Genomic DNA, 25,400 nt, shown 5'->3' on the forward strand with positions numbered 1-25,400 from the left:
GTTTTCACTTGCATATCTGATATCACTGAATTATAGAATTATAACTATAATAAATATGATTTGTCATAATAATATATTTATCACTTTTAGTGTTAAGATAATATTTTGAAATATTATTTATTGAAATATAAATTGTCTGTTAAATCTATGATAATGAGAGCAGACTGGAATTTTCGGGCGAACACTGTTCGCCCCTACATTATTGTCCATAGTCAATTCTCAATTGTCAATTGATGAGGTTGGTGATATTTTGAAATCTATTGTTATACGGGCTGAAGGTGGAAGGTCAATTGGTATGGGGCATATTATGAGAACTGTAATACTTGCTAAGGAGCTTAGGAAATATTTTTATGTCTTTTATATTTATAAAGAAGATTCTAATAATAATTATTTAGCTAGTAGAGAAAAAATACTGGAGGAAGATTTCGCTGTTATAACAGTCAGTGAGGAGAACTTTTATAATGAATTAAAGAATATAAATGCATATTGTTTAATTACTGATAGTTATGATGTGGATGAGGAATATTTTAATATAACAAAAGAGTATTTTTCTAAAACTGGATATATAGATGATTTAAATTTGTATAATTTTAATGTGGATTTTATTATAAATCAAAATATAAATGGTACTGAGCATAAGTATAAAACTAATGAAAATACAAAATTATTTTTAGGGACAAAGTATCTGATGGTTAGAGAAGAATTTAGGAGAAGTTTTACAAGAAAAATTAAAGATATAGAAAATATTCTTATAACCACTGGGGGAAGTGATGAAAAACACTTATCTTTAAAATTGACAGAGAGGTTACTTTCTACAAACTATAATCTTTACGTGGTTTTAGGTTCAGCCTTTAATGAAAATTTAAAGTCTTCTCTTAGAAACTTAGAAAAGAATAATTCTAATATAAGCATTTATGAAAATCCATCAATGTCAAAGCTTATGATAAACTGCGATTTAGCTATTTCTGCCTGTGGTAGTACCTTGTATGAACTTTGTCTTTGCAAAACTCCTACCTTAGGATTAATTACAGCAGAAAATCAAAGAGCTGTTGGAGAGACAATGAATAAATTAGGACTTATTAAAATTGTAGAGAATTATAATAATATATTAGATTATATAGACTATATTAGTGATATAGATATAAGAAATAAAATAGTGAAAAATATGGAAAAGTATTTTCAAAGTGATGGAATATTAAGATTAGTAGAAGAAATTAAGAAGATATTAAAGGATTAGACAAGTAAGCGATTAATATCTTAATTTGCATAATAAAGATTTTATTTGGGAATTAAGAATAAAAAATGAAGAATGAAGAATTATGGATATTTCTCAGCAAAAGCTGAGAAATTTAAAATTGATTAATTGTAGCGACCAACAATGTTCGTCATATATTATTGAATAAATATTAAACTATAAAACGTATTAAAAAGAACTGGCGAACACTGTTCGACCCTACAATTAAGTACTAGCAAATGTAGCCTTTCCATAGTATTAGTTAAATTTATTAGTATTGCTCCGAGCTATACTCCACCTCTGGGGAACCCTAAAGGGCTTCACTACTGTTCCCCAGAGGTGGAAAACTAGCAATTGTATTGCTAGTTAAAAAATCCATTAAGAAATTATTTTGATAAAAAATAATTTCAACTTAATTATACATTGTGCATTTTGCATTGAGAATTAAAGTACCATAGCGATATACATTAAGCTTTAAGACAGCTTATCTATATGTCCTAAAGCTGAGGAATTTTATGAAAGAATTCTCACCTTACTACTATTTCTAGCAATGAATAATAATGATGGAAAGATGTAATAAATGAAGTGCGTGAAGTCATTAATATTAATAAAATTTAATTAAATAAAGAATTCTCAATTATAGAAACTTCTCCAATTTGGAGAAGTCTTTAAATTTTTCTCCCTAAATCTATAATGAAAACTTTAAGTTTCAAACAAAATAAGAATAGCTAAATAAAGTCAATATGTACTATTTCCTATATAAACCTTAGGATACGTCACAGTACTTATATTATTAAACAATACTTTAATTACATTGAATATCTACATTAATATTGATTAAAACTTTGGTGTTGTACCAAACTCTACTGCACCTCAGGGCAACCCTAAAGGGCTTCACTACTGTTCCCCAGGGGTGGAGGGCAATTCACAGCATCTTCTGAAATAATTTACCCATAATTACTTTTAGAACTATAATTTTACTTTGCAGCAAAGAATTTAAAGTCCTATGTACAAAATCTTTTATATATTCATAGGATATAAGGAAGTAGTTATATATGGGCATTGAATATTAAAGGTTAAAATGTACCTAAAAAATGTGCTTTTTAAAAGATAGCTTGACCTCTTGAAAATTAAGAATTAATAGTTAAGCATGAAGAATTTAGGATGAAATTCACTGAAGGTGAATTTCTTGAAATAAAATCCATTTAAAAAACTCCAACGGTTTTGATGGTGGAGTTTTAATTATAATTCTTCATTTTTCATTCTTAATTTTTAATTCCTAAAGAAGAACTTTTATTATAGAAATTAGAATAATTTGTAAAACTCTATATATAAATACTTAGAACCTTTACGTTTAAGGGAGGGAGAGGGGAAGTGGTGTTAGATGATAAGACTATTTTAATAACTGGTGGAACAGGATCCTTTGGGAAAAAATTTGTAGAGATAGTTCTTTAAAGATATAATCCTAAAAAGGTTATTATTTATTCAAGGGATGAATTTAAACAGGATTTAATTAAAAAGATGTTTATAAATAAATTAGGAAATAAAATAGATAAACTCAGATTTTTTATAGGTGATGTAAGAGATAAAGATAGATTATATAGAGCTTTTAAATGAGTGGATTATGTAATTCATGCTGCGGTAATGAAGCAAGTACCTTCCTGTGAATATACCCCTTTGAACAAGTGAAAACAAATGTCCATGGAGCTCAAAATGTTATAGATGCAGCTAAAGATAGAGGAGTAAAGAAAGTAATTGCTCTATCTACAGATAAAGCGGTAAACCCTATAAATTTGTATGGCGGTACAAAATTAGTTTCAGATAAATTATTTATTTCTGCTAATGCCTACACTGGAGGGAGAAGTATAACTTTTTCAGTAGTGAGATATGGAAATGTTGCTGGAAGTAGGGGCTCTGTTATTCCATTTTTCAAAGAGGTGTTAGATCGAGGAGATACAGTATTACCTATTACTGATATTAGAATGACTAGATTTTGGATTACCTTAGAAGAAGGCGTAGATTTGGTTATTAAAGCACTAGGAGAATCTAAGGGTGGAGAAACCTATATTTCAAAAATACCTTCTTTTAAAATTATAGATTTAGTTATGGCTATGAACTCTAAGGGAACTTTTAAAGAAATAGGCATTAGAGAAGGGGAGAAGCTTCATGAAGTTATGAAAACTAAGGATGACTCTAGAAGTACTTATGAGTATGAAAATCACTATATAATCTATCCTAATTTTGATTGGTGGAATGCTAATTGAAGAAGGCTTTGAATACAATTCTTCTAATAATGTTAATTGGTTAAAGGTAGAAGAACTTAAAGGGCTTTTAAATAAACTTACCTTTGAATAGTGAGGAAAGGTGGTATAAAGTTGAAAATCCTTTGTATAGTACAAGCACCTATGGGATCTAGTAGGTTATATGGGAAAGTGATGAAAAATATTTGTGGAAAAACAGTATTGGAGCATTGTATAAATAGGTTAAAAACTGTAAAAATCATAGATGAAATAATAATTGCAACTACGGATTTATCTTGTGATGACATAATTTGTGAAGAAGGAAAAAGATTAAAGATCAATGTCTTTAGAGGTGATGAAGAAGATGTATTATCAAGATACTATTATGGAGCCTTAGCTTATAGAGGAGAAGTTATAGCAAGGATAACTAGCGACTGTCCATTAATAGATAGTGAGGTAGCTAATAAGGTTATAGATTATTATTTAAAAAATGACTTTCAGTATGTAAATAATACCTTAGAGAGAACTTTTCCAAGAGGATTAGATGTAGAGGTATTTAGTTTTAAAACCTTAGAGGAAACTTTTAATAAGGCAGTGATAAGAAGAGATAGAGAACATGTAACCACATATATATATAATAATCCACAAAAATATAAATTAGGTTGTTATAAGAGTACTATAGACTATTCTATGCATAGATGGACATTAGATACTATAGAAGATTATCAATTTATTTCTAAAATATATGAGGGACTTTATAGAGATAATAATCATTTTGGGATGATGGAAATAATAAATTTTCTAGATAATAATCCAGAGCTTTTAAAAATAAATAGTGGAATTATTCAAAAAGAAATATAGGAAATCTAAAAAAATAGCTAGAGATAAAAGGATATTTCATACAAAATAGTATATTAGTTAGCTGTTTTTTAGATATCTAAATTGAGGGTGAGAATATGGGATTAAAGCTTAGAAAAATATTAAAGGAAGATTTAATGCTTATTGCAATTTGGAGAATGTCTGAAGAAGTTACTAAGTATATGTATACCGACCCAATACTTAATTATGAAACTCAGCTTAAATGGCTTAAAAATATAGAAGCAAATCCCTTTGCTAGATATTGGGTAATAAGCTATGATGATAAGCCTATAGGAGTTTTAAGCATTACTAGTATTGATATGATAAATAAAAGATGTAGTTGGGCTTATTATATAGGAGATACTTCACTAAGAGGAAAGGGCATTGGTAAAATTCTAGAGTGTAATATTTATGATTATGTTTTTGAGGTTTTAAATCTTAATAAGCTTTGCTGTGAAGTTTTAGAATTTAATGAAAAAGTTATAGAAATTCATAAAAAATATGGTTCGGAAGTTGAGGGAGTTTTAAAAGAGCATATTATAAAAAATGGAAAACCTCATAATGTAGTAGTAATGGGTATAACAAAAGATAAATGGAAGGCAATAAAAGATTTATACAGCTATGAAACTATAGAAATTCAATAGGAGAAATAATATGAAGATTATAGAAATAGGAGAGACAAAAATAGGAGATAATTATCCTGCATTTATTGTGGCAGAAATATCGGGTAATCATAACGGAAGCTTAGAAAAAGCTATGAAGTTAATAGAAGAAGCAAAAAAAGCAGGAGTAGATGGAATAAAGCTTCAAACTTATTTACCTAGTACTATTACTTTAAATTGTAATAACGAATTTTTTAATATAAATCAAGATAGCATATGGCATGGTCAAAACTTATATAATCTTTATGAAAAAGCCCATACTCCTTGGCAGTGGCAGCCTAAATTAAAAGAATATGCGGAAGAGTTAGGACTTGTTTGCTTTTCCTCACCCTTTGATAAAACTTCAGTAGACTTTCTAGAGAACTTAAAAGTGCCTGCCTATAAAATTGCTTCTTTTGAAATTGCGGACATACCGCTTATAGAATATATAGCAGAAAAAAATAAGCCTATAATTTTATCAACGGGAATTGCAACTTTAGGGGAAATTGAAGAAGCAATAAAGGTAATTAAAAGTAAGAATAATCATCAAATTATAATATTAAAATGTACCAGTGCCTATCCTTCGAAACCAGAAGAAATAAATTTAAAATCAATAAATTCACTACAAAAATCTTTTGGAGTTACTGTTGGACTATCTGATCACACCTTGGGAATAGAAGTCCCTATTGCAGCAGTAACCTTAGGAGCAAAGGTAGTGGAAAAGCATATAATTTTAAGTAGAAGTGATGGAGGAGTAGACAGTGAATTTTCACTAGAACCGGATGAATTTAAAGCTATGGTTTATGGAATAAGAAATGTAGAAAAAGCACTAGGACAGGAAGAGTATATATTAAGTAAAAGAGCAGAAGAGAGTAGAAAATTTGCTAGGTCTCTTTTCGTAAGTGAAGATATAAAAAAAGGTGAAGTATTTAATGAGAAAAATATAAAATCTGTAAGACCCTCTTATGGGCTTCACCCTAGATATTATAATTATATTTTGGGAAAAAACTCTAAGAAGGATTTAGAAAAAGGTACCCATTAAAACTTGAATATATAGATTAAATATTTAAATTTATAGCTTTAATCAATGGAGAATTGAAATTTATGGTGGAAATTAGTTTTAATTAAATTAATTTCTTTAATAGATTTTTTGCTAGCAATATAATTGTTAGTTTTCACCTCAGGGGAACAGTAGTGAAGCCCTTTAGGGTTCCATTGAGGTGCAGTATCAATAAGTTTAACTAATATTATGAAAAGGTTACATTTGATAGTACCTTTATAAGAAGTTATTGCATAACTTCAATAATTCTCCATTGTCAATTCTCAATTATATAAGGCAAGGGTATTGGAGGGGTAATTGTGAAAACAACTATTTTTATATTTACCTATAATAAATTGCAGCATTTAATTTATTGTATAAATAATGTCTGGGAGTTTTATAAAAATTTAGATTATGAAATTATTGTTGCATATAATAAAAGCAAAAATGAAGTTTCTAATTGGATTGAAAATCAAAGTTATATTAAACTAATACCTAATATAGAAAATGCATCTTTTCAAGAGAGTTTTAATAAGGCAATAAAAATGTTTGGTGGAGATAATATAGTAATTCTTAATGATAATATTTTATTATCTAAAAACTCTATAGAAAATTTACTTTCTGCATTATATAGCGACGATAAAATAGGAGCTGTAGGCCCTATTTTTAATTATTGTAATGATTATGGTTATTATTATCAACCTTATAATTCCTTTGATGAATATTTAAAATTTACTAATGATTATAATTTTAGTAATAGCTTAAAGTGGGAAGAGAGGCTAAAGTTAAGCAATCTATATATTGTGTTAAAAAGAGAAGTTATTGAAGCTGTTGGAGAAATGGATGAGAATTTTAATTCCGTTGATTTTTTTAGTAGTGATTATCTTCTTAGAGTTATAGAAAAAGGTTATAAATTAATCCTTTGTAAGGATACTTTGATACACAATCTCACTAATAAATTTTTTGATATAGAAAGGAGTGATAATTTTAGCTTATATATTAATGAAGGAAAATTTCTAAAAAAATAGAGTTTTAGTGATGCCATAAATTTAAATCCCAGTGAAGGTTTTTATAATCTTATAAATAATAATATGAAAGAGATGAATATTTTAGAGTTAAACTGTGGTTGTGGAGCTAATTTATTATATATAAAAAATTTTATTAAAGATTGCAATTTATATGGAGTGGAAAAAAATCAAGTAGCATCAAGCTTAGCAAAGTTATATGTAAATATATTAAAAGAAAATGAGTTTGAAGGTTTCAAAGAGCATTTTCACTATATATTATTTACAGTTTATAATGATAATATTTTAGACGTAATTTATAAATATATTAGTCTTCTAAAAGAGGATGGAGAGTTTTTAATAAAAATATGCAGCAAGAATTTATCTAATTATATTAGATATTTAAATGAAGACTATTTAAATAATTCACTATGTGATAATATAACAAATATTGTAGAAAATAAAACTATAGATATTGATATTTATAGCTATGATAGTTATAGTGTAGACAATAAATTAAAGGAAGTAGAGAGAAAAGACTTTTTAAAGTATTATGAGGAAAATTCAGATAAAGATTATTATATAAAGATAAAAAAATGCGAGCATATATATCCTAGAATTTCTATAATAATACCTTGTATTAAAGGTGATGATTATGATTTAAAAATAAAATTAGCTCTAAGTGAAGATTATTATAATAAAGAGATTATTTTATGGGATAAGGAAAATTTAATTGATGCTCTTAACCATTATATCTATAAATATAGTGAAATTAAATATTATAAAAATAATGAGAAAGAAAATGAAGAGGAAAACTTAGTTAATATATCATCATTGTGTAATGGTAATTATTTTTATTTAATGGAGACTTTTAAAGCCTATGATAAAAAATTTTTACTTTCAAAAATTAACTATATGTTAAAGGATGAAAATTTGCTTTTGCTAGTTGGAAACAGTGATGAGTACACTATATATAAAGATGAAAATTTCTTTAGCAGTAATTTTATAAAAGAGTATATAACCGCTTTATTTAGAGGAAATTCTATAAAGCTAAACAAAGAGTTTTTTCATAGAGCATTGTTAGAGCATATTAATTTTCATTTAAAAAGTTATAATTTCATTAAGGATATAGAGGTTTATAGCAAAATTCTTGCTAAGGAAAAGGCAGTAGCTTTAAGTAGTAACTATGATATGAAGAAGGATAAGTTCTCTACTAGAGAAGCTATAGAGGTGGCATTAGAAATCTACCAGCTCCTCGATAAATTGAATAGAGAAAGAGCATTTACAAGGGATATTTATAAAAATCTATTAAAAATATGTGTCTTTGAAAGTATATTGATTTTAGAGAAAATAGATGATTGTGTAGAAGCGGATTTATTAAATAAATTTTATAGATACTTTAATTATGGATGTAAATTGATATATAATACTTTATCAGAAACTGAAAAATCGTTATTAAATATGCATAGAAATAAAACCAAAATAAAAAAAGAAAAAAAGGTATGTTTTTTTGTAGTTACAGTGTATCATTTAGTAACTTCAATAATTTTATGTAAAACCATCTATAGAGATTATAATAAGATATTAGTTATCTCTGATTCACATAAGAGTCTAGCTATAACCTATGACAAGGTAAAAGATGCTAAAATTTTTAATGATATAATCTATTTAAAAGAAAATCAGGATTATGAAAGATATAGTTTTAATGATGTAGATAGGATCACTGGTGATATAGAAATATTCCATTTTTTCACTTGGTGCTCCTATATGAGCATGAGAATTTTTGATTTTATTGATAGGGATACAAAGATAATATTAACAGATGAAGGATTAGCTACCTATTCTATTAAAGAAGGACTAGAAGTTTGGATTGAAAACTATGGCCAAAATAGAGGTGCTCCCTTTGATTTATATAGAATAGATGAAATTTTACTATATAATAAAGATATTTATATAGGAGAATTTAAAAATCCTCCTATTAGTGAAATAGATACACATTGTTTAAAGGATAAGATTTTATTTGAAGAATTAATTAATGATATAAATTATATATTTAATTATAAAGAAGAAGAGGATAATAATGTTATTTTCTTTGACCAGTATTTAAGTTTAGTTAATGTTCTGTCAGTAAAAGAAGAAAGAGAAGTTTTAGAAGCAATAAGTGAGTTGTCAGAAATTTATCCTATTGTAGTGAAAAAGCACACCCTTGAACGATTGAATAAATATTCAGATTTCAAATTTAAATTGTATAAATATGGAGATATTCCCTGGGAAGTAATAGCACTAAATAGTCTAAATAAAGGGAAAAAGGTGAAGACATATATTTCCTATGTATCTACCTGTATGCTTACAGATTTTATGTTATTAAAAAATTTTGATATCAATAATAATTATATATTTTTATATAAAATTCTTGAAAAATATACGGATATTTTTAAAAACACTACCTTTGAAAAATTATTGACCACTATAGAAAAAAAATATAATGTACGGTTTTATGTACCAGAAGATTTTGAAGAACTAAAAGAAAATTTTAAAGTTTTAATTAATGAAAATATATAAAAATTAAAGTTATAAGTAAATTTTAGATGTAAAATAAAAATTAATAATTTTGTAGATTTGCAAATAAAAAAGGAATATATATTTAATTTATAATTAAATTTAAAGAGATTAAAAAGTTGTGATTAGTGATCACAACTTTTTTGCTATAAAGTTTTATAAAGTAGCTACGACATATAAGGTAGTATTTAGAGTAGTAAAATATAAGGATATGGAGTTGATAATATGAGATTAAGTCACAATATACCTTCCCTAAATATTTATAGACAATATTCAAAACATATAGCAAATCAAAGCTCTGCCCTAGAGAGAATATCTTCAGGGTATAAGATAGCAAGGGCAAAGGATGATCCTAATGTGATGGCACAAAGTGAACAACTTAAGCTTCAAGTGAGAGGACTTCAAAGTGCAGCGAAAAACACTCAAGATGCAGTAAGTATGCTTCAAGCTGCTGATGGTTCAGCACAAAACATAAGTGAAATTATAATAAGAATAAAAGAACTAGTGTTAAGTGCTGGAGGAAGTCACACTGATGATAGTTTACAGTCTATTCAAGGTGAAATAAATCAACTTGTTGAAGGAATAGATAATATAGCTAATTACAGTGAATTTAACGGAGTAAAATTGTTAGCAGAAGAGGGCAGTACTTTAGAAAATCCTAAAACAGTAGATTTATTAAGTGGTGGAAATGCAGGAGAAATAACTAAAATTCCAAAATATGATTTAACGTCTAAAGGTTTAGGATTAGTAGATGATCAGGGTAAAGTAACAATTGATGTTAAAAATATTGATGGTTCCATTGAAAAAATAAATAAGGCTTTAGATACAACTAGTGCTTCAAGAAGTAAACATGGAGCCTTAGTCAATAGGTTAGAGAGCACTTTTACAATTCTTAATGAAACTTCATCAAAAATTGAAGGTGCAGAAGCGGCACTTACTGGTGCAGATATAAGTTTAGAGATTATAGAGCACTCTAAATACAGCTTATTGATTGAAAGTTCATTAGCATTAATGATTCAAACTAATAAAATGCCTCAAGATATTTTAACAATATTACAAAATGTTAGAGGAAGATAATAATACAATTGAGAATTGACGATTGACAATGGAAAATTTATGAAACTTGTCAGAAATATCTGAGAAGTTGACAACCTGTATAAGGAAAAGTTGTAGTTAACTTTTCCTTAGGATTTGATGAGAAAACAAATTGTTAAATTTTCTATGTTAATAGTAAAGTGTTTTAATACATTTTAACTTTATTTTTAAATATAAAATAGAATTAAGAAAAAAGATGACTAGTGATTTTTAGCCATCTTTTATTTTAGGCTTAGTTTAGGTATTTTGAAAAAATAACTAGTTAGCATGCTAAGTATTCTATTTCAGTTACTTTGTCAAAAAAATTACAAAATGTCAAATTATACTATATAATAGCATATACTAAGATAAATTCGAGCTTTTATAAAAACATTAAAAAAATTTAGATAATTTTGAAGAAATATATAGAAAAAAATATATTAATTGTTAAATCATGTATAATTGTATGCGAATATTCACAGAGAATTTAAATAAAAGTATATAAATTTCATAAAAATATTAAAATTTTTAAAAATTAAGAAGGATTTATTGAATTTTTGTCAAAATAATATAGTCAGTGTGAGGTGGTAATTTTGAGAAATATTGATAATATGAGCTATAATTTAATTAAAAAGGGAATGGATGTAACTATTACCAGTAATAAGGTAATATCTAACAACATTTCAAATTTTAATACTAAAAATTATAAGCGACATTACATTGAGTTTGATGAGGCATTAAAAAATGAGGTAGCTCAAGATTTAATGAAAAAAACAAATGATAAGCATTTAAGTATTAAGGGTAATGAATTAGAAGTTAAAACAGATACCACAAGTAGTATGAGAGAAGATGGAAATAATGTGAACGTGGAAAGTGAAATGACTAGCCAAGCGGCTAACAATTTAATGTATGATGCGTTAGTAAAGCAGGCTAATACAAGATTTAATATGAGAAGTGTAGTGATTAAAGGAGGTAATTAGCTTTGGAGGCTTTTAGGGGAATGAGAATAAGTTCAAGTGGTCTTTCAGCAGAAAGATTAAGAATGGATACCATAACTGGAAATATTGCAAATGCTAGCACAACAAGGGGAAAGGATGGAAAACCCTATATTAGAAAGGTGGCAGTATTTGAAGAAAATTTAACAAATGAACTAAATAAACAAAGTGGAAAATTTGTAGAAAAACATATGGGAATCAAGGCAGTAGGCGTAGAGGAAGATAAATCTGAGCTTAGAAAGGTATATGATCCATATCATCCTGATGCAAATGAAGAAGGCTATGTTTTAATGCCAAATGTAAATATATTAAATGAAATGGTGGATTTAATTGCAGCTTCAAGGTCATATGAAGCAAATATCACTGCACTAAATTCACAAAAGGCAATGTTGTCAAAAACTTTAGAAATTGGAAGATAGGTGAATTAGGATGAAAATTAATAGTTTTGTGCCAGATACTAAAATTTTTACTGATGGATTAAAGCCAAAACAATTTGTGAACATAGAAGAAGAGCCATCTGTTGGCTTTGGGGACTTGCTAAAAAAAGAACTTAGTAAGGTTAATGATAAACAGTTAGAAGCAGAAGGTTCCGCTGTATCTTTTATAAAAGGCGATATGGATTTACATCAAACTTTAGTAGCTACTGAGGAAGCTAGATTATCTCTCGAATTAGCAGTACAAATTAGAAATAAGTTAGTAAATGCTTATGAAGAATTTAATAAAATGCAGGTATAGTAAGGAGTGCACAGAATGAGCAAGCTATCGGAGAGTATTAATAAACAAAAAGAAAAATTAAAAGAGATGAGCAAGGCTAAAAAGATAGCTTTAGGTATCATAACTTCCGTTGCAATAATAACACTTATAACTATAACAGTAATCATTCTGCAGCCTAAATATGTTGTGTTGTTTTCAAATATGACGTCAGAAGATTCAGGTGCGATAATTAACAATTTAAAAGAAAAGAAGACTAAATATAAAATAAAAGATAATTCTATATTAGTAGAGAAAAAATCTGTAGATCAGCTTAGAATGGAGCTTTTATCAGAGGTCTCATTTAAAGAAGGAAGTAATGGGTTTGAGCTTTTTGATAATAGTAAAATTGCTCCTACTGATAAGGAATCTAAAATCATGTATCAAAGAGCCTTATCTGGAGAATTAGAAAGAACAATCAAATCATTTACGGAAGTAGAAAATGCAAAGGTAAATTTAGTAATACCAGATAAATCAGCTTTTATAACTAAACCAGCTCCAGCTACTGCTTCAGTTACATTAATATTAGCAAAGGGTAAAGAATTATCAGAGGATCAAGTAAGAGCTATTGTGGCACTGGTTTCTGGTAGTGTGGAAAACTTACCAAAAGAAAATGTGGCTATTGTAGCTGATGGCTTTAAATTGTTAACAGAAGATCTTTTTAATGAAGAGAAAAATGCAATAACAAAATCTACAGATAAACAGTTGGCAGCAAAAAAACAAATAGAAGAAGAATATGAGAAAAAGATAATGAATGTTTTAGAGCCAATTTATAAAGAAAAAGTTAGAGTTTCAGTTAATGCAGATTTAAATTTTGACGCTGTTCAACAAAATAAACTAGAATACGATAAAGATGGAGCAGTTGTAAGTCAACATGAAATTACAGATTCTAGTAATACTGAAGGTAATAATTCTGGAAGCCCTGTAGACAATAATATGAATAATAATCAGGATACTAATGCCAATGGGGAAAACGTTACACATAAGGAAAATACCACCAATTATGAATTATCTAAGGTAGAAGAAACAGTTATTAAAGCACCAGGCCAAATAGAAAGAGTGTCTGCATCTATAGTTGTAGATGGAGCAATTGATAATCAAACTAGAACATCAATAAATAATTTAGTTTCTGAGGCTATAGGCTTTAATAGAAAAAGAGGAGACTCAATCACTGTAGAAGCTCTACAATTTAATACTGTTGAGAAGGATTTAGCAGAAAAAGAATTAGAAGCAATGAAAGAAGCTGAAAGGATTGCTAAGAGAAATAAACTTATCTATATGGGTATTTTTGGTCTAGCTGCAATAATTATTTTAGCTATAGTTATTTCTGCAATTAGGAAATCTAAACAAGAGGAGGAAGAGGTGGAAGTTCCAAATTTTGATATGATAATTGGAGATGACGTTAAATCTAAAGAGATATTTGAAACATTAAATTTAGAAGCAGAATCAGAAAAAGAACATATTGCTAATGAAGTTAGAAAGTATGCTTCTAATAAACCAGAACAAGTTGCAGATATTGTTAAATCATGGCTAGCTGAAGATGAGAGGGGATAATAAATGGCTAAGGTAGAAAAATTATCGGGAGTTCAAAAAGCAGCAATATTATTTATTACATTAGGCCCTGAAGCTTCTGCAGGCATTATTAAAAAGTTGCCAGAAAGAGAGATACAAAAGGTAACTTACGAAATTGCCAATATGAGTACTGTATCAGCGGAACAAAGACAAGCTATTTTAGATGAGTTCTTAGAAATGAATCAAGCAAAGGAATACATATTAGAAGGTGGACTTGATTATGCAAGAAATCTTTTAGCAAAAGCTTTAGGAACTCAAAGAGCAGCGGAAATATTAGAGAAGGTTACAGAAATAACTCAACAATACAGACCTTTCTCTATTGCAAGAAAGGCAGATGCTCATCAGCTTATGAATGTAATATCTAATGAGCATCCACAAACTATTGCTCTTATACTATGTTATTTACAGCCAGACAAAGCAGCACAGATTATGTCAGAGTTGCCAGTTGAGTTACAGGCAGAAGTAGCATATAGAATAGCGACGATGAACACTATTTATCCTGTGGTGGTTAAAGAAATTGAAGAGGTTCTAAATGATAAACTATCAAATGTAATTCATAATAGTGAAACTACAATAGTTGGAGGAGTTCCATCATTAGTTAATATTCTTAATCAAGTGGATAGATCTACAGAAAGAAATATTACAGAAGGACTTGAAAGAGAAGATGCTGAACTTGCCGAAAAAATTAAAGAATCTATGTTTGTATTTGAGGATATCATTACTCTTGACGATGTGGCTATTCAAAGAGTACTTCGTGAAGTGGATAACAAGGAATTATGTCTTGCCCTTAAAGGTGCTTCAGAACAAGTGGCAAATGTTATATTTAAAAATCAATCTAAGAGGGCAGCTGCTACATTAAGAGAGGATATGGAATTCTTAGGACCAGTAAGACTTATGGATGTTGAAAAGGCGCAGCAAAAGGTTGTATCACTGATAAGAAGACTAGAAGAAGCAGGGGAAATTCAAATAGCAAGAGGTGGAGAAGATGCAATCATCTTATAATGTTATTAAAAATCATTATGTTGTAACAGAAGGTAAGAAAGAGATTTGCACCAAGGCACCTTTGGTAATAGATGACTTTGAAGCAGAAGAGGAAGAGAAGATTGAAAATACTGGGGAAGCTTTAGTATCTTTCGAAAATATAGCACGAGATATAGTAGAAAATGCTCATATAGAAAGTAATAAAATCATTGTAGAAGCTACAGAAAGAGCAAAAGAAATAGAAATTGAAGCCTTTAATAATGCAAGTAGTAAAGGATATGATGATGGATATAACGTAGGTTATAAGGAAGGTATGGAAAAGGCAGTAGCTGAAGGGGAAGCAATTATAAAAAATGCTAATGAGGTTTTAGCTAATGCTAAGCTTCAATATAAAAATTATGTTGAAGAAAAAGAAATCCATATTAGAGAGCTTATATATCAAATGACTTCCTCTGTACTTAAAAGAGAAGTTGAAGATAGTGAAGCTATCAATGAAATCATATTTGATGCATTATTAGAGGAAAAGAATGAAGAGTATTTTATTATAAAATGCAATTCCAATCATTTAAGTAGCTTAAAAGGCGAAGTAGAAAATATGAAAAATAAACTTGCTTTTACTGGTGATATCTTTGTTGTTGAAGATAATAGCTTAGACAATGGAGCTGCTACTATTGAAAAAGACAGTGGTAAAATTTTAGTGGACATGGGATATGTCTGTGAAAAACTTAAGGAAATAATCTTTGAAAGATAAAGATGCGGGTAGGAATGGTGATGTATGATGTTATCCTTAGATTTTAACAAGTTAAATGAAAAAGCAAAAAATACAAACTACAACTATATTGAAGGAATTGTTAAAAATGTTATAGGTCTTACAATTGAAGTGCAGGGCATGAAGGCATTTGTAGGAGAAGTATGTACTATATACAATCAAAAAAATGTTGGAATACCAGCAGAGGTTACAGGATTTAAAGCAGATAACGTCATATTGATGCCATTAGGTGATTTGGTAGGTATTGCACCAGGATGTAGAGTTGTACCTAGCGGAAAAGCTTTAAGTGTTAAATGTAGCGAAGAGCTTTTCGGCAAGGTTCTTGATGGATTGGGGAATCCATTAAAAAAAGAAGAAATTTCTACTTATACATTATATCCTTTAGAAGCAATGCCACCAGATCCATTAAGGAGAAGAAGAATAAAGGATGTACTTCCAACAGGTGTTAGAGCTATTGATGCTTTTCTAACCTGTGGTGAAGGGCAAAGGGTTGGTATTTTTGCTGGTAGTGGAGTAGGAAAAAGTACAACCTTAGGAATGATTGCAAGAGAAGCAAAGGCAGATGTTAACGTAATTGCACTAATAGGGGAAAGAGGTAGAGAGGTTTTAGACTTCTTAGAGAAAGATTTAGGGGAAGAAGGTCTTAAAAAATCAGTAATAGTTTGTGCTACCTCTGACCAACCAGCTCTTGTTAGATTAAAAGGTGCCTTTACTGCTACTGCTATTGCAGAATACTTTAGAGATCAGGGCAAAAAGGTAATTTTAATGATGGATTCAGTTACTCGTTTTGCCATGGCTCAAAGGGAAGTAGGATTAGCTATTGGAGAGCCACCAGCTACAAAGGGATATACACCTTCTGTTTTTGCAATGCTACCTAAACTTCTAGAACGTAGTGGTATGTCTGATAAAGGTTCAATTACAGCCTTTTATACTGTACTTGTTGATGGTGATGATTTTAATGAGCCTATAGCGGATGCAGTTAGAGGTATATTAGATGGACATATAGTCTTATCCAGAAGTTTAGCAGCTAAAAATCATTATCCTTCTATTGATATTTTAAGTAGTATTAGTAGACTTATGCCAGAGATTGCAGAGGAAGGACATAAAGCATCTGCATCAGTGGCTAGAGACTTGTTATCTACTTATAGAGATTCAGAGGATTTGATTAATTTGGGAGCTTATGTAGAAGGTAGCAATGAAAAGGTGGATTTAGCTATAAGATACAATGAACCCCTTACAAGCTTTTTAAAACAGGGAATTAATGAGATATGTGACTTTGATGAAAGCATAGAGGGGCTTATGGGGATGTTTAGGTAATTCACAATGCACAATGCACAATTCACAATTAAGGATAATTTCCAATTTACATTGGAAATTTTAGAATAAATTATTTAAAGTGACAAATCACTTTAAAATAAATTATAGAAATCTTTATCTAAATGAAGAAACATAGATAATTGTGAATTGTGAGTTGTGAATTGATTAAGTTTTTGGGGTGATACCGTTGGGATATAAATTTAGATTACAAAAATTGCTTGAATTTAGACAGGATATAGAGGATAAAAGCAAGATATCTTTTATGGAAGCTATGTCAGAAAAAAATAGGGTGGAAATGGAGTTAAACTGCCTTCAAGATAGTTATAACAAATATAAGAATATACCATTAAATCTATCAACTATAGAGAAAAAAATAGTTCAAAATTATTTAAATGTGGTAAATAATTCTATCGAAGACACTACTTTACTACTAGATGAGAAGGAAGTAATAGTTGAAGAAAAAAGAGAAAAACTAGTTAAATCACAGGTAGAAAGAAAAACCGTAGAAATATTAAAAGAAAAAGATTATGGAAGATATATAAATGAAGAAAATAGAAAAGAGCAAAATCAAGTAGATGAATTTGCACTTTATGGATATGTAAGAAAATTTGCTGAAGGGAGGTGAGAATAATGAATAATATCAATACAAATATTTTAGAGGTTTTACAAAATCAAAGCAAACCATCCAGTAATAACAACACAATAAAAGCTAAAGAATCTAAAGTATCAGACTTTGAAAAAGTACTTAAAAAGGTATCAGAACCAGTAAAGAATAAAACCAATTCTTTAGAAGATAAAGGTTTTATTAAAGAAGAGCTATTAGAGGATATTGAAGAGGGAAAAGATAATGGTCATAAGGATATAATAGCTATACTTTTAAACATGTTTTCAGCTATGGAAAATGATAAAAACACAAGTATAAATGTAGAAGGTTTAATTGAGAATCTTGAAGGAATAGACAACTCTACTTTAGATTTATTAAAAACTTTATTGAAGAGTGTAGAAGACTTAACAGAAGGACTAGATAAGAAAGCTTTGATGAAGGATAATAATTCACTAAAAGATATGCTATTAAAGCTTATGTCAGTAGAAGGAGAAGATAAAAGCTCCAACTTAGACGTAAATAAGTTAATAAAAGAATTAACTGAGGCATTACCTAAATTAGAGGATATATCTAAAGCAGGAATAGCTAGTGATAATTCAAAGATAGAAACATTTAAAGATTTAAATAGCACATTAATAGCTGCAAGGGAAGTAAAAGACAATACTGGGAGTGATAAAGTTTCAGTAGAGATAAAACCAGAAGATAAGATTGTAGCTAAGGAAGAAAAAATAGCTATTGAAAATGAAAATAGTAAAAATACTTCTAATGGAGATTTAAAGAAAAGCCTATCTTCAGAAGAAAAGCTTCTTGAAAAGCTTATAGGTGAAAAGGAAGACGGAAAACTTACAAAGGTAAATCAATTTATGAATGCATTTAATAACTCTAAAATTTCTATGGAAGAAGTTAAAAATGTGGACAAGCTACTTATAAATAAGGTTACTTTTAGTGAAGACATTGTAAAATCTATAAGATTTATGGAGTTAAATAATATTAAAGATTTAACAGTAAAAATAAATCCAAAGCACCTAGGTGAAGTAATTATAAACCTTACAATGGAGCAAGAAGCTATGAGAGCTCAATTAAAAGCCGCTAATAAAGATACTGTTGCACTTTTAAATGCTAATTTAAGAGACATTACAGAAAAACTAAATGAAAATATTAAAATACAACAGGTAGAAGTAGCTATATACAACGATGATACAACTTATTTTAGTAGCAATGAAAGAGAAAATCGCCAAGGATTTAATGGCGAGCAAAGCAAAAGTAAGGTTTCAGCTGTAACGGAAGAAATTGAATTAGAAACAGAAACTTCCATTATAGATGATAGCTCATTAAATTTATTGATATAGGAGGTGAAAGTTTTGAAAATTGATAACAGCATGAAAGATATGTTTGATATGTGGCAAAGTAGGGTAAAAACTCAAAATACAAAATTAGAAGAGAGCAATGAAAGTTCAAAAGATGATAATAAAAATAAAGATGGAAAAGGAAAAATCAATGAAAATGATTTTCAGCATAAGGCTGTTACAGAGAGAGGTACTAAGATTGTTAAACCTGGACAGGAATTAAATAAAAATGCCTTTTTACAAATACTTGCAGCAGAGCTTGCTAACCAAGATCCAACTAGTCCTCAGGATAGTACGGCATATGTTGCACAAATGGCACAATTTGCTGGCCTTGAGCAGATGAATAACTTAAACACTACTATGAGATTATCTTCTGCTACTTCACTAACAGGGAAATTTGTAGCACTAGATGCTTATAATACCAAAGGTCAACAGGAATTTGGTATGGTTACTGAAGTTTATAAAATAGGATCTAATGTATTTGTAACAGTGGCAACTGCTGATGGAGAGCTTAAAAACTTTGATTACGATTCAGTAAGCAATGTTATAAATAATACTGATAACACTTTAGATTACATTAACTTTGTAAATGGTTCAAGCCTAATAGGGAAGACTGTTGAGATGTATGCTAAAGAAGAGGAAGAGCCAGATGTAGGTATTGTTAAAGAAATTTTTAGAGATGAAGATGGAATTAAAGTTAAAATTGACTGTGATGGTAAAATAAAGGACTATCCTTTTGACCATATCATGAAAATCAAATAATAAGTTGTGGTGAGTTTTGTGGGATACAGAGTAATTAATGGAGTTTTATATCCTGTAGGTAGTTTTATAGGTACAGAAGATAAGAAATCCATTAACAATGAAAAGTCATGTGGTATTAAAAAAGAAAAGATCTTTAATGATTTTTTTAAAGATGAAATCAATAAGACAGAAGGGTTTGTATTATCAAATCATGCTGCATTAAGACTTAAAGAAAGAAATATAGAACTTAATAAAGAACTGATGGGAAAAATCAATGAGGGAATAAATAAAGCAAATGAAAAAGGCAGTAGGGAGTCTCTAATTTTATATGAAAATATTGGATTGATTGCCAGTATAAAAAATAGAACTATAATAACTGCCATAGATAAAAATGAAAATCAATCAAATGTAATAACAAACATTGACAGTGTTGTATTACTATAGGCTGGACCATGTGTGGAGGCCATATTCTTATCGAAGGACGGAGATAAGAAAAGTTTAAATTATAGGGGGAAAATAATATGTTAAATGCAATGTATTCAGGAATTTCAGGATTAAATGCTAATCAAAGAAAGTTAGACGTAATAGGTAACAATATAGCTAACTCAGGAACTACATCTTTTAAAAGTTCAAGAGTTACCTTTCAAGATAGTATGAGACAAAGCATATCAAAGGCAACAGGCTCAAGTTTAAATGTCGGTGGTACAAATCCTAAACAAGTAGGTATGGGTGTTCAACTTCAAAGTATAGATGTAAATACAGGACAAGGTAACCTTCAGCCAACAGGAAGACCTCTAGATGTAGCTATAGACCAATCTGGATATTTTATAGTTTCTAAAGGAGCTGTAACAGGAAAAATTGGACTTGATGCTACTAATAATTCTATTAATGGTGGTGATATGGAAAACTATTTCACTAGAGATGGTGCCTTTAGATTAACTAGTGAAGGATATTTAGTAACTCCAAATGGATATAGAGTAATGGGATATGTAGTTAATGGCTCTATAACTCATAGTGCAGACGGAATAAAAGCTACATTTAAGAATGCAGATGAGGCTTTGACAGCAGGTACTGATTTAGTTCCTTTAGCAATACCAGAAACAGTAGAAAAAGATGGCAAAGAAATGAAGATACAAAGTTATTCAATAGAAAAAGATGGTCTTTTAAAAGCTACACTATCTGACGGCAGTGTTACTGTGTTAGGTCAGCTTGCTATGGCTACCTTTAATAATACAGGAGCACTAGAGGCAGTAGGACAAAATATGTACACTCCAACTAGTAACTCAGGAGCTGCAATAGTGAGAACTGGAAAGGGTGCTGCAGCTGATAATGGTAAAGCTTATGGTGATATGATTCAAGGATGTCTTGAAATGTCAAACGTTGACCTTGCTGAGCAATTTACAGATATGATAGTTGCTAGTCGTTCTTTCCAAGCTTGTAGTAAGGTTATAACTACAGGAGACGAAATACTTCAAGAGCTAGTTAACTTAAAAAGATAGTTAAAGCAGCTGACAAAGGATAATTAACAATTATAGATATTTCTCAGCATACTGAGAAATTGATAATCTACATTTTAGAAGTTATCCAGTAACTTTTAAGATAAGAATAATTCTTTACTTAAAAGATAATTAAAACAATTAAAAAATAATTTGCAATTATGGATATTACTCAGCAGCATGAGGGTTTGTAATCTATACTCTAAAATTTATGAGTAACCCTTAAAATAAAAAGTAATTTGCTGCTTAAAAATATAATTTTAAAATTCTCATATGCTGCTGATAAGTATCCTAAATTGTTCATTATCAATTCTCAATTCTTAAATTAAAGAACTAATTAAAATTAAATTGACAGAGAAAAAATTGTAGCTATGGATATTAATTAAATTTAAAATTCTCAGGTCACTGAGAATTATCCTAAATTGTCCATTCTCCATTTTCAATTGTCAATTACCTAAGTAGGTGAAGTTATGATAAAGGTTACTACACTTAATAAAAAAGATATAGTTCTTAATTGCGACCATATTGAAAAGATGGAAGCAGTACCAGAGACAATTATTACTTTGACCAACGGAAAGGTGTATTTATTAGCTGACACCATTGATGAAGTTGTGGAAAAGGTAATTGAATATAAAAATAAAATTTACAATTCAAAATTTTAGGAGGGTATGGATGTGAAAAAGCAAGATTTGCTAACAATAATTGGACTTGTTACCGCTATAGCACTTATGATTCTAGGTATGCTAGGTGGAAGCAGTCTCATGATATTCTTTGATCCATTCTCCATTGCTATAACAGTAGGGGGTTCTGTAGGAGCACTTTTAGTTTCTTACCCAATGAAGGAAATTAAAAGGCTTGGTAAGGTTATAGTTGAAACTTTTAAAGAAGAAACTACTTCAAAGGTAGATACAATAACACTTTTCACCAACTTATCGAGAAAAGCAAGAAGAGAAGGATTATTATCACTTGAGGATGATATAGCAAACATTGAAGATGAATTTACGAGAAAAGCACTAAACATGGTAGTTGACGGCATTGAGCCTGAGGCAATAAAAGAAATAATGCAGCTTGAAATTGTGGAGCTTGAAAAGCGTCATGAGGATGGATCTGCAATGCTAAAATCCCTAGGAGCTTATGGACCAGCTTTTGGTATGTTAGGTACACTTATTGGACTTATACAAATGCTTGCAGACATGAATGATGCTGCAAACTTAACAAAAGGTATGGGAAAAGCACTTATTACTACTTTTTATGGTTCTATTTTAGCGAATATAATAGCTATACCAATGGCACAAAAACTTGATTATAAAACTGCTCAAGAGGTTAATGGCATGGAGATGATTATTGAAGGTGTAATTGCTATACAATCAGGGGTGAATCCAAGAATTGTTGAGGATAAATTAAGTGCTTATTTATCACCATCAGAAAGAGCAGAAATTAAGGCTATGGGTGTAAATAACAATGAGGTGGCAGAAAATGTCTAAGAAAAAATCTGAAATTAAAACAGATGCCTGGATGAATACTTTTGCTGATACCATGACTCTGCTTTTAACTTTCTTTGTTTTGCTCTATTCATTTTCAACGGTAGATGCGGAAAAATTTCAACAAATATCAGCATCTTTTCAGAGCATGTTTTCAGGTAAAGCTAATACTAGCATGCTAGAGTTTAACATAGCATCTGGACAAGTACCTGTGGTAGGTAAACCTGAAAACACCACTGATTCTTTAAATGTAGATAATCAGGATATACAGGATAATTTATATGAGCAAGTATCTAAGTTAATTTCAGAAAGCAATCTTCAAGATGATGTGAAGGTTTTTGAAAATGAAAAAGGAATCAACATACAGCTAAAGGAAACAGTGCTTTTTGAATCTGCTAAGTCAGAATTGCTTCCAAATAGCAAGAAGATATTGAATGAAATTAACACATTAATAGCAAAGATAAATAACAATATAATAATTGAAGGTCATACTGATAATCTGCCTATTAGTACGGAACAGTTTCCAAGCAATTGGTATTTATCTTCTGCAAGGGCACTAAGTGTATTAGACTACTTTCTTATTGATAAAAAGCAGCCAAATCCTGAAAGATTTATTGCTAATGCTTATGGTGAACACAATCCACTAGTACCAAATGATAGTGATGAAAATAGAGCAATGAATAGAAGAGTTAATATTATTATTGTTACTGAGGAAAAGGAGTAATAACTTATGGGTGAAGATAATAAAAAAAGCAATGTTTTTAAGATTATTTTAATAGTACTTTTAGTCTTACTATTGATAGGAGGAGCAGCTTTTGCAGGATTTTTTATAGCCACTAAAAATTCTCCAAAGAATGATCCAAATGCAGTAGCTACTGGAACTAATGTTTTAAAAGATGAAGTTTTCTTTGAAGTAGACGAACTTTTAGTAAATTTAGCGGATGAAGGTAAGCCAAGATATTTAAAAATTAAAATAGCACTAAGCTATCAAAATAATGGAGGACTTACTAAAGAACTTGAAACTAAAAAGCCAAAAATAAGAGATGTAATTGCAAACATTCTAAGAACAAAGAAAACCACTGATTTATCACCAGAGGGAATAGATCCACTAAAAAAAGAACTGAATGAAAAGGTGAATGAAATCTTAAGCGAAGGAAAAATAGTTGATGTGTATTTTTCAGAAATTTTAGTTCAGTAGGTGAGACATAAATGGATGTGCAGTTTTGGAAAAGCCTAATACAGCTTTTGATTTTCCTACCTTTTATACTATTTTTAATATATCTACTTGGTAAATTGACTAATAAATTTTATATTTCTCCACCAGGTAGATATATGAAAATAGTAGAAAGGCTTCAATTATCCAAGGATAGTTTTATCATGGTTATTAAAATTGGAGATAAAGGATATTTAATGAGCTCAAGTAATAATAAAACAGAAATTCTAAAAGAATTAACTGAAGAGGAGCTTTTAAAAGCGGAACAAAACAGTAAGCAGTATTATGGTACTAACTTTAATAACAGCTCTAATTTTGTAACAAATTTAATAAGGAAAAATCATAAGAAGTAGCAATTAAACAAAAATGAAGAGGACGATTTTATGAAAAGTAAGTACAGTAAATATTTAAAAGTGATTTTATTTGCAGCTATAATAATATTCTTTAGCTATAAGGTTGCATATGCTACTGCTGGAAATAGAATTCCTATTCCAGATGTGAGCATTAATTTTAATAACGGAGATACTAATCCAAAGGAATTTGTAGATAATATAAAGCTAATATTACTGCTTACAGTTCTTACACTACTTCCTTCTATAATAATAATGACTACAGGATTTGTAAGAATTGTAACTGTATTATCACTGCTAAAAAATGCACTAGGAGTTCAACAATCTATTCCAAGACAAATTACAATTGGACTTTCACTGTTTTTAACTTTCTTTGTAATGGCACCAACTTTTGGAAAGATTAACAATGAAGCTATTACTCCTTATATAGATAATAAAATTTCTACAGAGGTGGCTTACGATAAAGCGGTACAGCCTCTAAAGGATTTTATGTTAAAACAAACAAGGGCAAAAGATTTAAAGTTATTTTTAGAGGTTGGTAAATTAGAGGATACTGTAAAAACTATAAAGGATGAAAATAATGTAGAAGTTCCATCTTATGATGAGGTACCTCTATATGCAGTAGTACCTGCTTTTATAATAAGTGAACTTAGAACTGCTTTTGAAATAGGATTTCTTTTATTTATACCATTTTTAATTGTGGATATAGTAGCCTCTAGTGTACTTATGGCAATGGGGATGTTTATGCTTCCACCAGCAATGATATCACTACCTTTTAAACTGTTGTTATTTGTATTAGTAGATGGATGGAATTTAATTTCTCAATCTTTAATTATGAGTTTTAAGTAGTGAGGTGAGGGTATGTCAGAAACTTTAGTAATATCTCTATTAAAAGATTTAATAAAAACATCTCTTGTTATTGCAGCACCAATGCTTATAGTGGCTACAGTGGTAGGTCTTATCATAAGTATTTTTCAAGCCACTACACAAATACAAGAGCAAACACTAACCTTTGTACCTAAGATTATTGCAGTGGCTTTAATTGGACTTTTAATGTCTAGCTTTATTATAAATACTATGACTACTTTTACAGAATATATTTTTTCAATTATAGCTAATATGTGATTTTAGGTGGG

The 25,400-nt window shown here is 29.3% G+C and carries 26 protein-coding genes and 1 pseudogene; all 27 read left to right on the forward strand.

The window, feature by feature from the left end; translation table 11 throughout:
* Positions 1-250: 250 nt before the first annotated feature.
* The 27 genes and pseudogenes from pseG to fliQ all read left to right on the forward strand — a co-directional run bounded on the left by pseG (position 251) and on the right by fliQ (position 25,389).
* Positions 251-1,237: a UDP-2,4-diacetamido-2,4,6-trideoxy-beta-L-altropyranose hydrolase gene (pseG, locus tag ACWPW7_RS12495; protein WP_454053770.1), complete on the forward strand. Its 987-nt coding sequence runs from the start codon at positions 251-253 to the stop codon at positions 1,235-1,237.
* Positions 1,238-2,611: 1,374 nt separating this feature from the next.
* A pseudogene (gene pseB, locus ACWPW7_RS12500) lies at positions 2,612-3,589 on the forward strand (UDP-N-acetylglucosamine 4,6-dehydratase (inverting)).
* A gap of 20 nt (positions 3,590-3,609) precedes the next feature.
* A complete protein-coding gene (locus tag ACWPW7_RS12505) occupies positions 3,610-4,335 on the forward strand; it encodes a cytidylyltransferase domain-containing protein (protein WP_454053771.1) in 726 nt (241 codons plus the stop codon).
* A gap of 95 nt (positions 4,336-4,430) precedes the next feature.
* Positions 4,431-4,976 (forward strand): UDP-4-amino-4,6-dideoxy-N-acetyl-beta-L-altrosamine N-acetyltransferase, encoded by a 546-nt coding sequence (pseH, locus tag ACWPW7_RS12510; protein WP_454053772.1) that lies wholly within the window; start codon positions 4,431-4,433, stop codon positions 4,974-4,976.
* Between the two features lie 10 nt (positions 4,977-4,986).
* Complete coding sequence (gene pseI / locus ACWPW7_RS12515; protein ID WP_454053773.1) at positions 4,987-6,015, forward strand: pseudaminic acid synthase; 1,029 nt, start codon at positions 4,987-4,989, stop codon at positions 6,013-6,015.
* 317 nt (positions 6,016-6,332) lie between these two features.
* The gene (locus ACWPW7_RS12520; protein ID WP_454053774.1) at positions 6,333-7,040 is read left to right on the forward strand and encodes a glycosyltransferase family 2 protein; all 708 of its coding nucleotides are present in this window, start codon (positions 6,333-6,335) and stop codon (positions 7,038-7,040) included.
* Positions 7,041-7,103: 63 nt separating this feature from the next.
* A complete protein-coding gene (locus ACWPW7_RS12525; RefSeq protein WP_454053775.1) occupies positions 7,104-9,578 on the forward strand; it encodes a class I SAM-dependent methyltransferase in 2,475 nt (824 codons plus the stop codon).
* Positions 9,579-9,800: 222 nt separating this feature from the next.
* The gene (locus ACWPW7_RS12530; RefSeq protein WP_454053776.1) at positions 9,801-10,652 is read left to right on the forward strand and encodes a flagellin N-terminal helical domain-containing protein; all 852 of its coding nucleotides are present in this window, start codon (positions 9,801-9,803) and stop codon (positions 10,650-10,652) included.
* A 590-nt stretch (positions 10,653-11,242) separates the two neighbouring features.
* Entirely contained in the window at positions 11,243-11,629 is a 387-nt protein-coding gene (flgB, locus tag ACWPW7_RS12535) for a flagellar basal body rod protein FlgB (RefSeq protein ID WP_454053777.1), read from the forward strand.
* A gap of 2 nt (positions 11,630-11,631) precedes the next feature.
* Positions 11,632-12,063, forward strand: a complete 432-nt coding sequence (flgC, locus tag ACWPW7_RS12540; RefSeq protein ID WP_454053778.1) for a flagellar basal body rod protein FlgC — start codon at positions 11,632-11,634, stop codon at positions 12,061-12,063.
* Between the two features lie 10 nt (positions 12,064-12,073).
* Complete coding sequence (gene fliE / locus ACWPW7_RS12545; protein WP_454053779.1) at positions 12,074-12,379, forward strand: flagellar hook-basal body complex protein FliE; 306 nt, start codon at positions 12,074-12,076, stop codon at positions 12,377-12,379.
* A 15-nt stretch (positions 12,380-12,394) separates the two neighbouring features.
* Complete coding sequence (fliF, locus tag ACWPW7_RS12550) at positions 12,395-13,948, forward strand: flagellar basal-body MS-ring/collar protein FliF (RefSeq protein ID WP_454053780.1); 1,554 nt, start codon at positions 12,395-12,397, stop codon at positions 13,946-13,948.
* Between the two features lie 3 nt (positions 13,949-13,951).
* Positions 13,952-14,968, forward strand: a complete 1,017-nt coding sequence (gene fliG, locus ACWPW7_RS12555; RefSeq protein ID WP_454053781.1) for a flagellar motor switch protein FliG — start codon at positions 13,952-13,954, stop codon at positions 14,966-14,968.
* Positions 14,952-15,698, forward strand: a complete 747-nt coding sequence (locus ACWPW7_RS12560; RefSeq protein WP_454053782.1) for a FliH/SctL family protein — start codon at positions 14,952-14,954, stop codon at positions 15,696-15,698. The genes fliG and ACWPW7_RS12560 overlap by 17 nt, the downstream gene beginning before the upstream one ends.
* 27 nt (positions 15,699-15,725) lie before the next feature.
* A complete protein-coding gene (gene fliI, locus ACWPW7_RS12565; protein WP_454055505.1) occupies positions 15,726-17,033 on the forward strand; it encodes a flagellar protein export ATPase FliI in 1,308 nt (435 codons plus the stop codon).
* A gap of 187 nt (positions 17,034-17,220) precedes the next feature.
* Positions 17,221-17,658 carry a flagellar export protein FliJ gene (gene fliJ, locus ACWPW7_RS12570; RefSeq protein ID WP_454053783.1) on the forward strand — a complete coding sequence of 146 codons (438 nt, stop codon included), beginning with the start codon at positions 17,221-17,223 and terminating at the stop codon, positions 17,656-17,658.
* A 5-nt stretch (positions 17,659-17,663) separates the two neighbouring features.
* The gene (locus ACWPW7_RS12575; RefSeq protein ID WP_454053784.1) at positions 17,664-18,986 is read left to right on the forward strand and encodes a flagellar hook-length control protein FliK; all 1,323 of its coding nucleotides are present in this window, start codon (positions 17,664-17,666) and stop codon (positions 18,984-18,986) included.
* Between the two features lie 12 nt (positions 18,987-18,998).
* Positions 18,999-19,745, forward strand: a complete 747-nt coding sequence (locus ACWPW7_RS12580) for a flagellar hook assembly protein FlgD (RefSeq protein ID WP_454053785.1) — start codon at positions 18,999-19,001, stop codon at positions 19,743-19,745.
* Positions 19,746-19,763: 18 nt separating this feature from the next.
* Positions 19,764-20,168 carry a TIGR02530 family flagellar biosynthesis protein gene (locus ACWPW7_RS12585; protein WP_454053786.1) on the forward strand — a complete coding sequence of 135 codons (405 nt, stop codon included), beginning with the start codon at positions 19,764-19,766 and terminating at the stop codon, positions 20,166-20,168.
* A gap of 77 nt (positions 20,169-20,245) precedes the next feature.
* The gene (locus ACWPW7_RS12590; protein ID WP_454053787.1) at positions 20,246-21,223 is read left to right on the forward strand and encodes a flagellar hook-basal body complex protein; all 978 of its coding nucleotides are present in this window, start codon (positions 20,246-20,248) and stop codon (positions 21,221-21,223) included.
* Positions 21,224-21,690: 467 nt separating this feature from the next.
* The gene (locus ACWPW7_RS12595; protein ID WP_454053788.1) at positions 21,691-21,882 is read left to right on the forward strand and encodes a flagellar FlbD family protein; all 192 of its coding nucleotides are present in this window, start codon (positions 21,691-21,693) and stop codon (positions 21,880-21,882) included.
* Positions 21,883-21,894: 12 nt separating this feature from the next.
* On the forward strand, positions 21,895-22,704 hold the full coding sequence (locus ACWPW7_RS12600; RefSeq protein ID WP_454053789.1) for a motility protein A: 810 nt from the start codon (positions 21,895-21,897) through the stop codon (positions 22,702-22,704).
* Entirely contained in the window at positions 22,697-23,425 is a 729-nt protein-coding gene (locus tag ACWPW7_RS12605; RefSeq protein WP_454053790.1) for a flagellar motor protein MotB, read from the forward strand. Before ACWPW7_RS12600 ends, ACWPW7_RS12605 begins: the two co-directional genes overlap by 8 nt.
* 6 nt (positions 23,426-23,431) lie before the next feature.
* Positions 23,432-23,899, forward strand: coding sequence for a flagellar basal body-associated FliL family protein (locus ACWPW7_RS12610; RefSeq protein WP_039632547.1), 468 nt, complete (start codon positions 23,432-23,434; stop codon positions 23,897-23,899).
* Between the two features lie 11 nt (positions 23,900-23,910).
* Positions 23,911-24,267 carry a flagellar biosynthetic protein FliO gene (locus ACWPW7_RS12615; protein WP_454053791.1) on the forward strand — a complete coding sequence of 119 codons (357 nt, stop codon included), beginning with the start codon at positions 23,911-23,913 and terminating at the stop codon, positions 24,265-24,267.
* 30 nt (positions 24,268-24,297) lie between these two features.
* A complete protein-coding gene (gene fliP / locus ACWPW7_RS12620; protein ID WP_454053792.1) occupies positions 24,298-25,113 on the forward strand; it encodes a flagellar type III secretion system pore protein FliP in 816 nt (271 codons plus the stop codon).
* Between the two features lie 12 nt (positions 25,114-25,125).
* The gene (fliQ, locus tag ACWPW7_RS12625; protein WP_039632551.1) at positions 25,126-25,389 is read left to right on the forward strand and encodes a flagellar biosynthesis protein FliQ; all 264 of its coding nucleotides are present in this window, start codon (positions 25,126-25,128) and stop codon (positions 25,387-25,389) included.
* Positions 25,390-25,400: the final 11 nt, after the last annotated feature.

Source organism: Clostridium sp. Marseille-Q7071 (assembly GCF_965112025.1).

Coding starts and splice junctions, on each gene's coding strand:
- pseH (WP_454053772.1), top strand. CDS start 4,431: ATGGGATTAAAGCTTAGAAAAATATTAAAGGAAGATTTAATGCTTATT.
- pseI (WP_454053773.1), top strand. CDS start 4,987: ATGAAGATTATAGAAATAGGAGAGACAAAAATAGGAGATAATTATCCT.
- ACWPW7_RS12525 (WP_454053775.1), top strand. CDS start 7,104: ATGAAAGAGATGAATATTTTAGAGTTAAACTGTGGTTGTGGAGCTAAT.
- ACWPW7_RS12530 (WP_454053776.1), top strand. CDS start 9,801: ATGAGATTAAGTCACAATATACCTTCCCTAAATATTTATAGACAATAT.
- fliE (WP_454053779.1), top strand. CDS start 12,074: ATGAAAATTAATAGTTTTGTGCCAGATACTAAAATTTTTACTGATGGA.
- fliF (WP_454053780.1), top strand. CDS start 12,395: ATGAGCAAGCTATCGGAGAGTATTAATAAACAAAAAGAAAAATTAAAA.
- fliG (WP_454053781.1), top strand. CDS start 13,952: ATGGCTAAGGTAGAAAAATTATCGGGAGTTCAAAAAGCAGCAATATTA.
- ACWPW7_RS12560 (WP_454053782.1), top strand. CDS start 14,952: ATGCAATCATCTTATAATGTTATTAAAAATCATTATGTTGTAACAGAA.
- fliI (WP_454055505.1), top strand. CDS start 15,726: ATGTTATCCTTAGATTTTAACAAGTTAAATGAAAAAGCAAAAAATACA.
- ACWPW7_RS12575 (WP_454053784.1), top strand. CDS start 17,664: ATGAATAATATCAATACAAATATTTTAGAGGTTTTACAAAATCAAAGC.
- ACWPW7_RS12590 (WP_454053787.1), top strand. CDS start 20,246: ATGTTAAATGCAATGTATTCAGGAATTTCAGGATTAAATGCTAATCAA.
- ACWPW7_RS12595 (WP_454053788.1), top strand. CDS start 21,691: ATGATAAAGGTTACTACACTTAATAAAAAAGATATAGTTCTTAATTGC.
- ACWPW7_RS12605 (WP_454053790.1), top strand. CDS start 22,697: ATGTCTAAGAAAAAATCTGAAATTAAAACAGATGCCTGGATGAATACT.
- ACWPW7_RS12610 (WP_039632547.1), top strand. CDS start 23,432: ATGGGTGAAGATAATAAAAAAAGCAATGTTTTTAAGATTATTTTAATA.
- ACWPW7_RS12615 (WP_454053791.1), top strand. CDS start 23,911: ATGGATGTGCAGTTTTGGAAAAGCCTAATACAGCTTTTGATTTTCCTA.
- fliP (WP_454053792.1), top strand. CDS start 24,298: ATGAAAAGTAAGTACAGTAAATATTTAAAAGTGATTTTATTTGCAGCT.
- fliQ (WP_039632551.1), top strand. CDS start 25,126: ATGTCAGAAACTTTAGTAATATCTCTATTAAAAGATTTAATAAAAACA.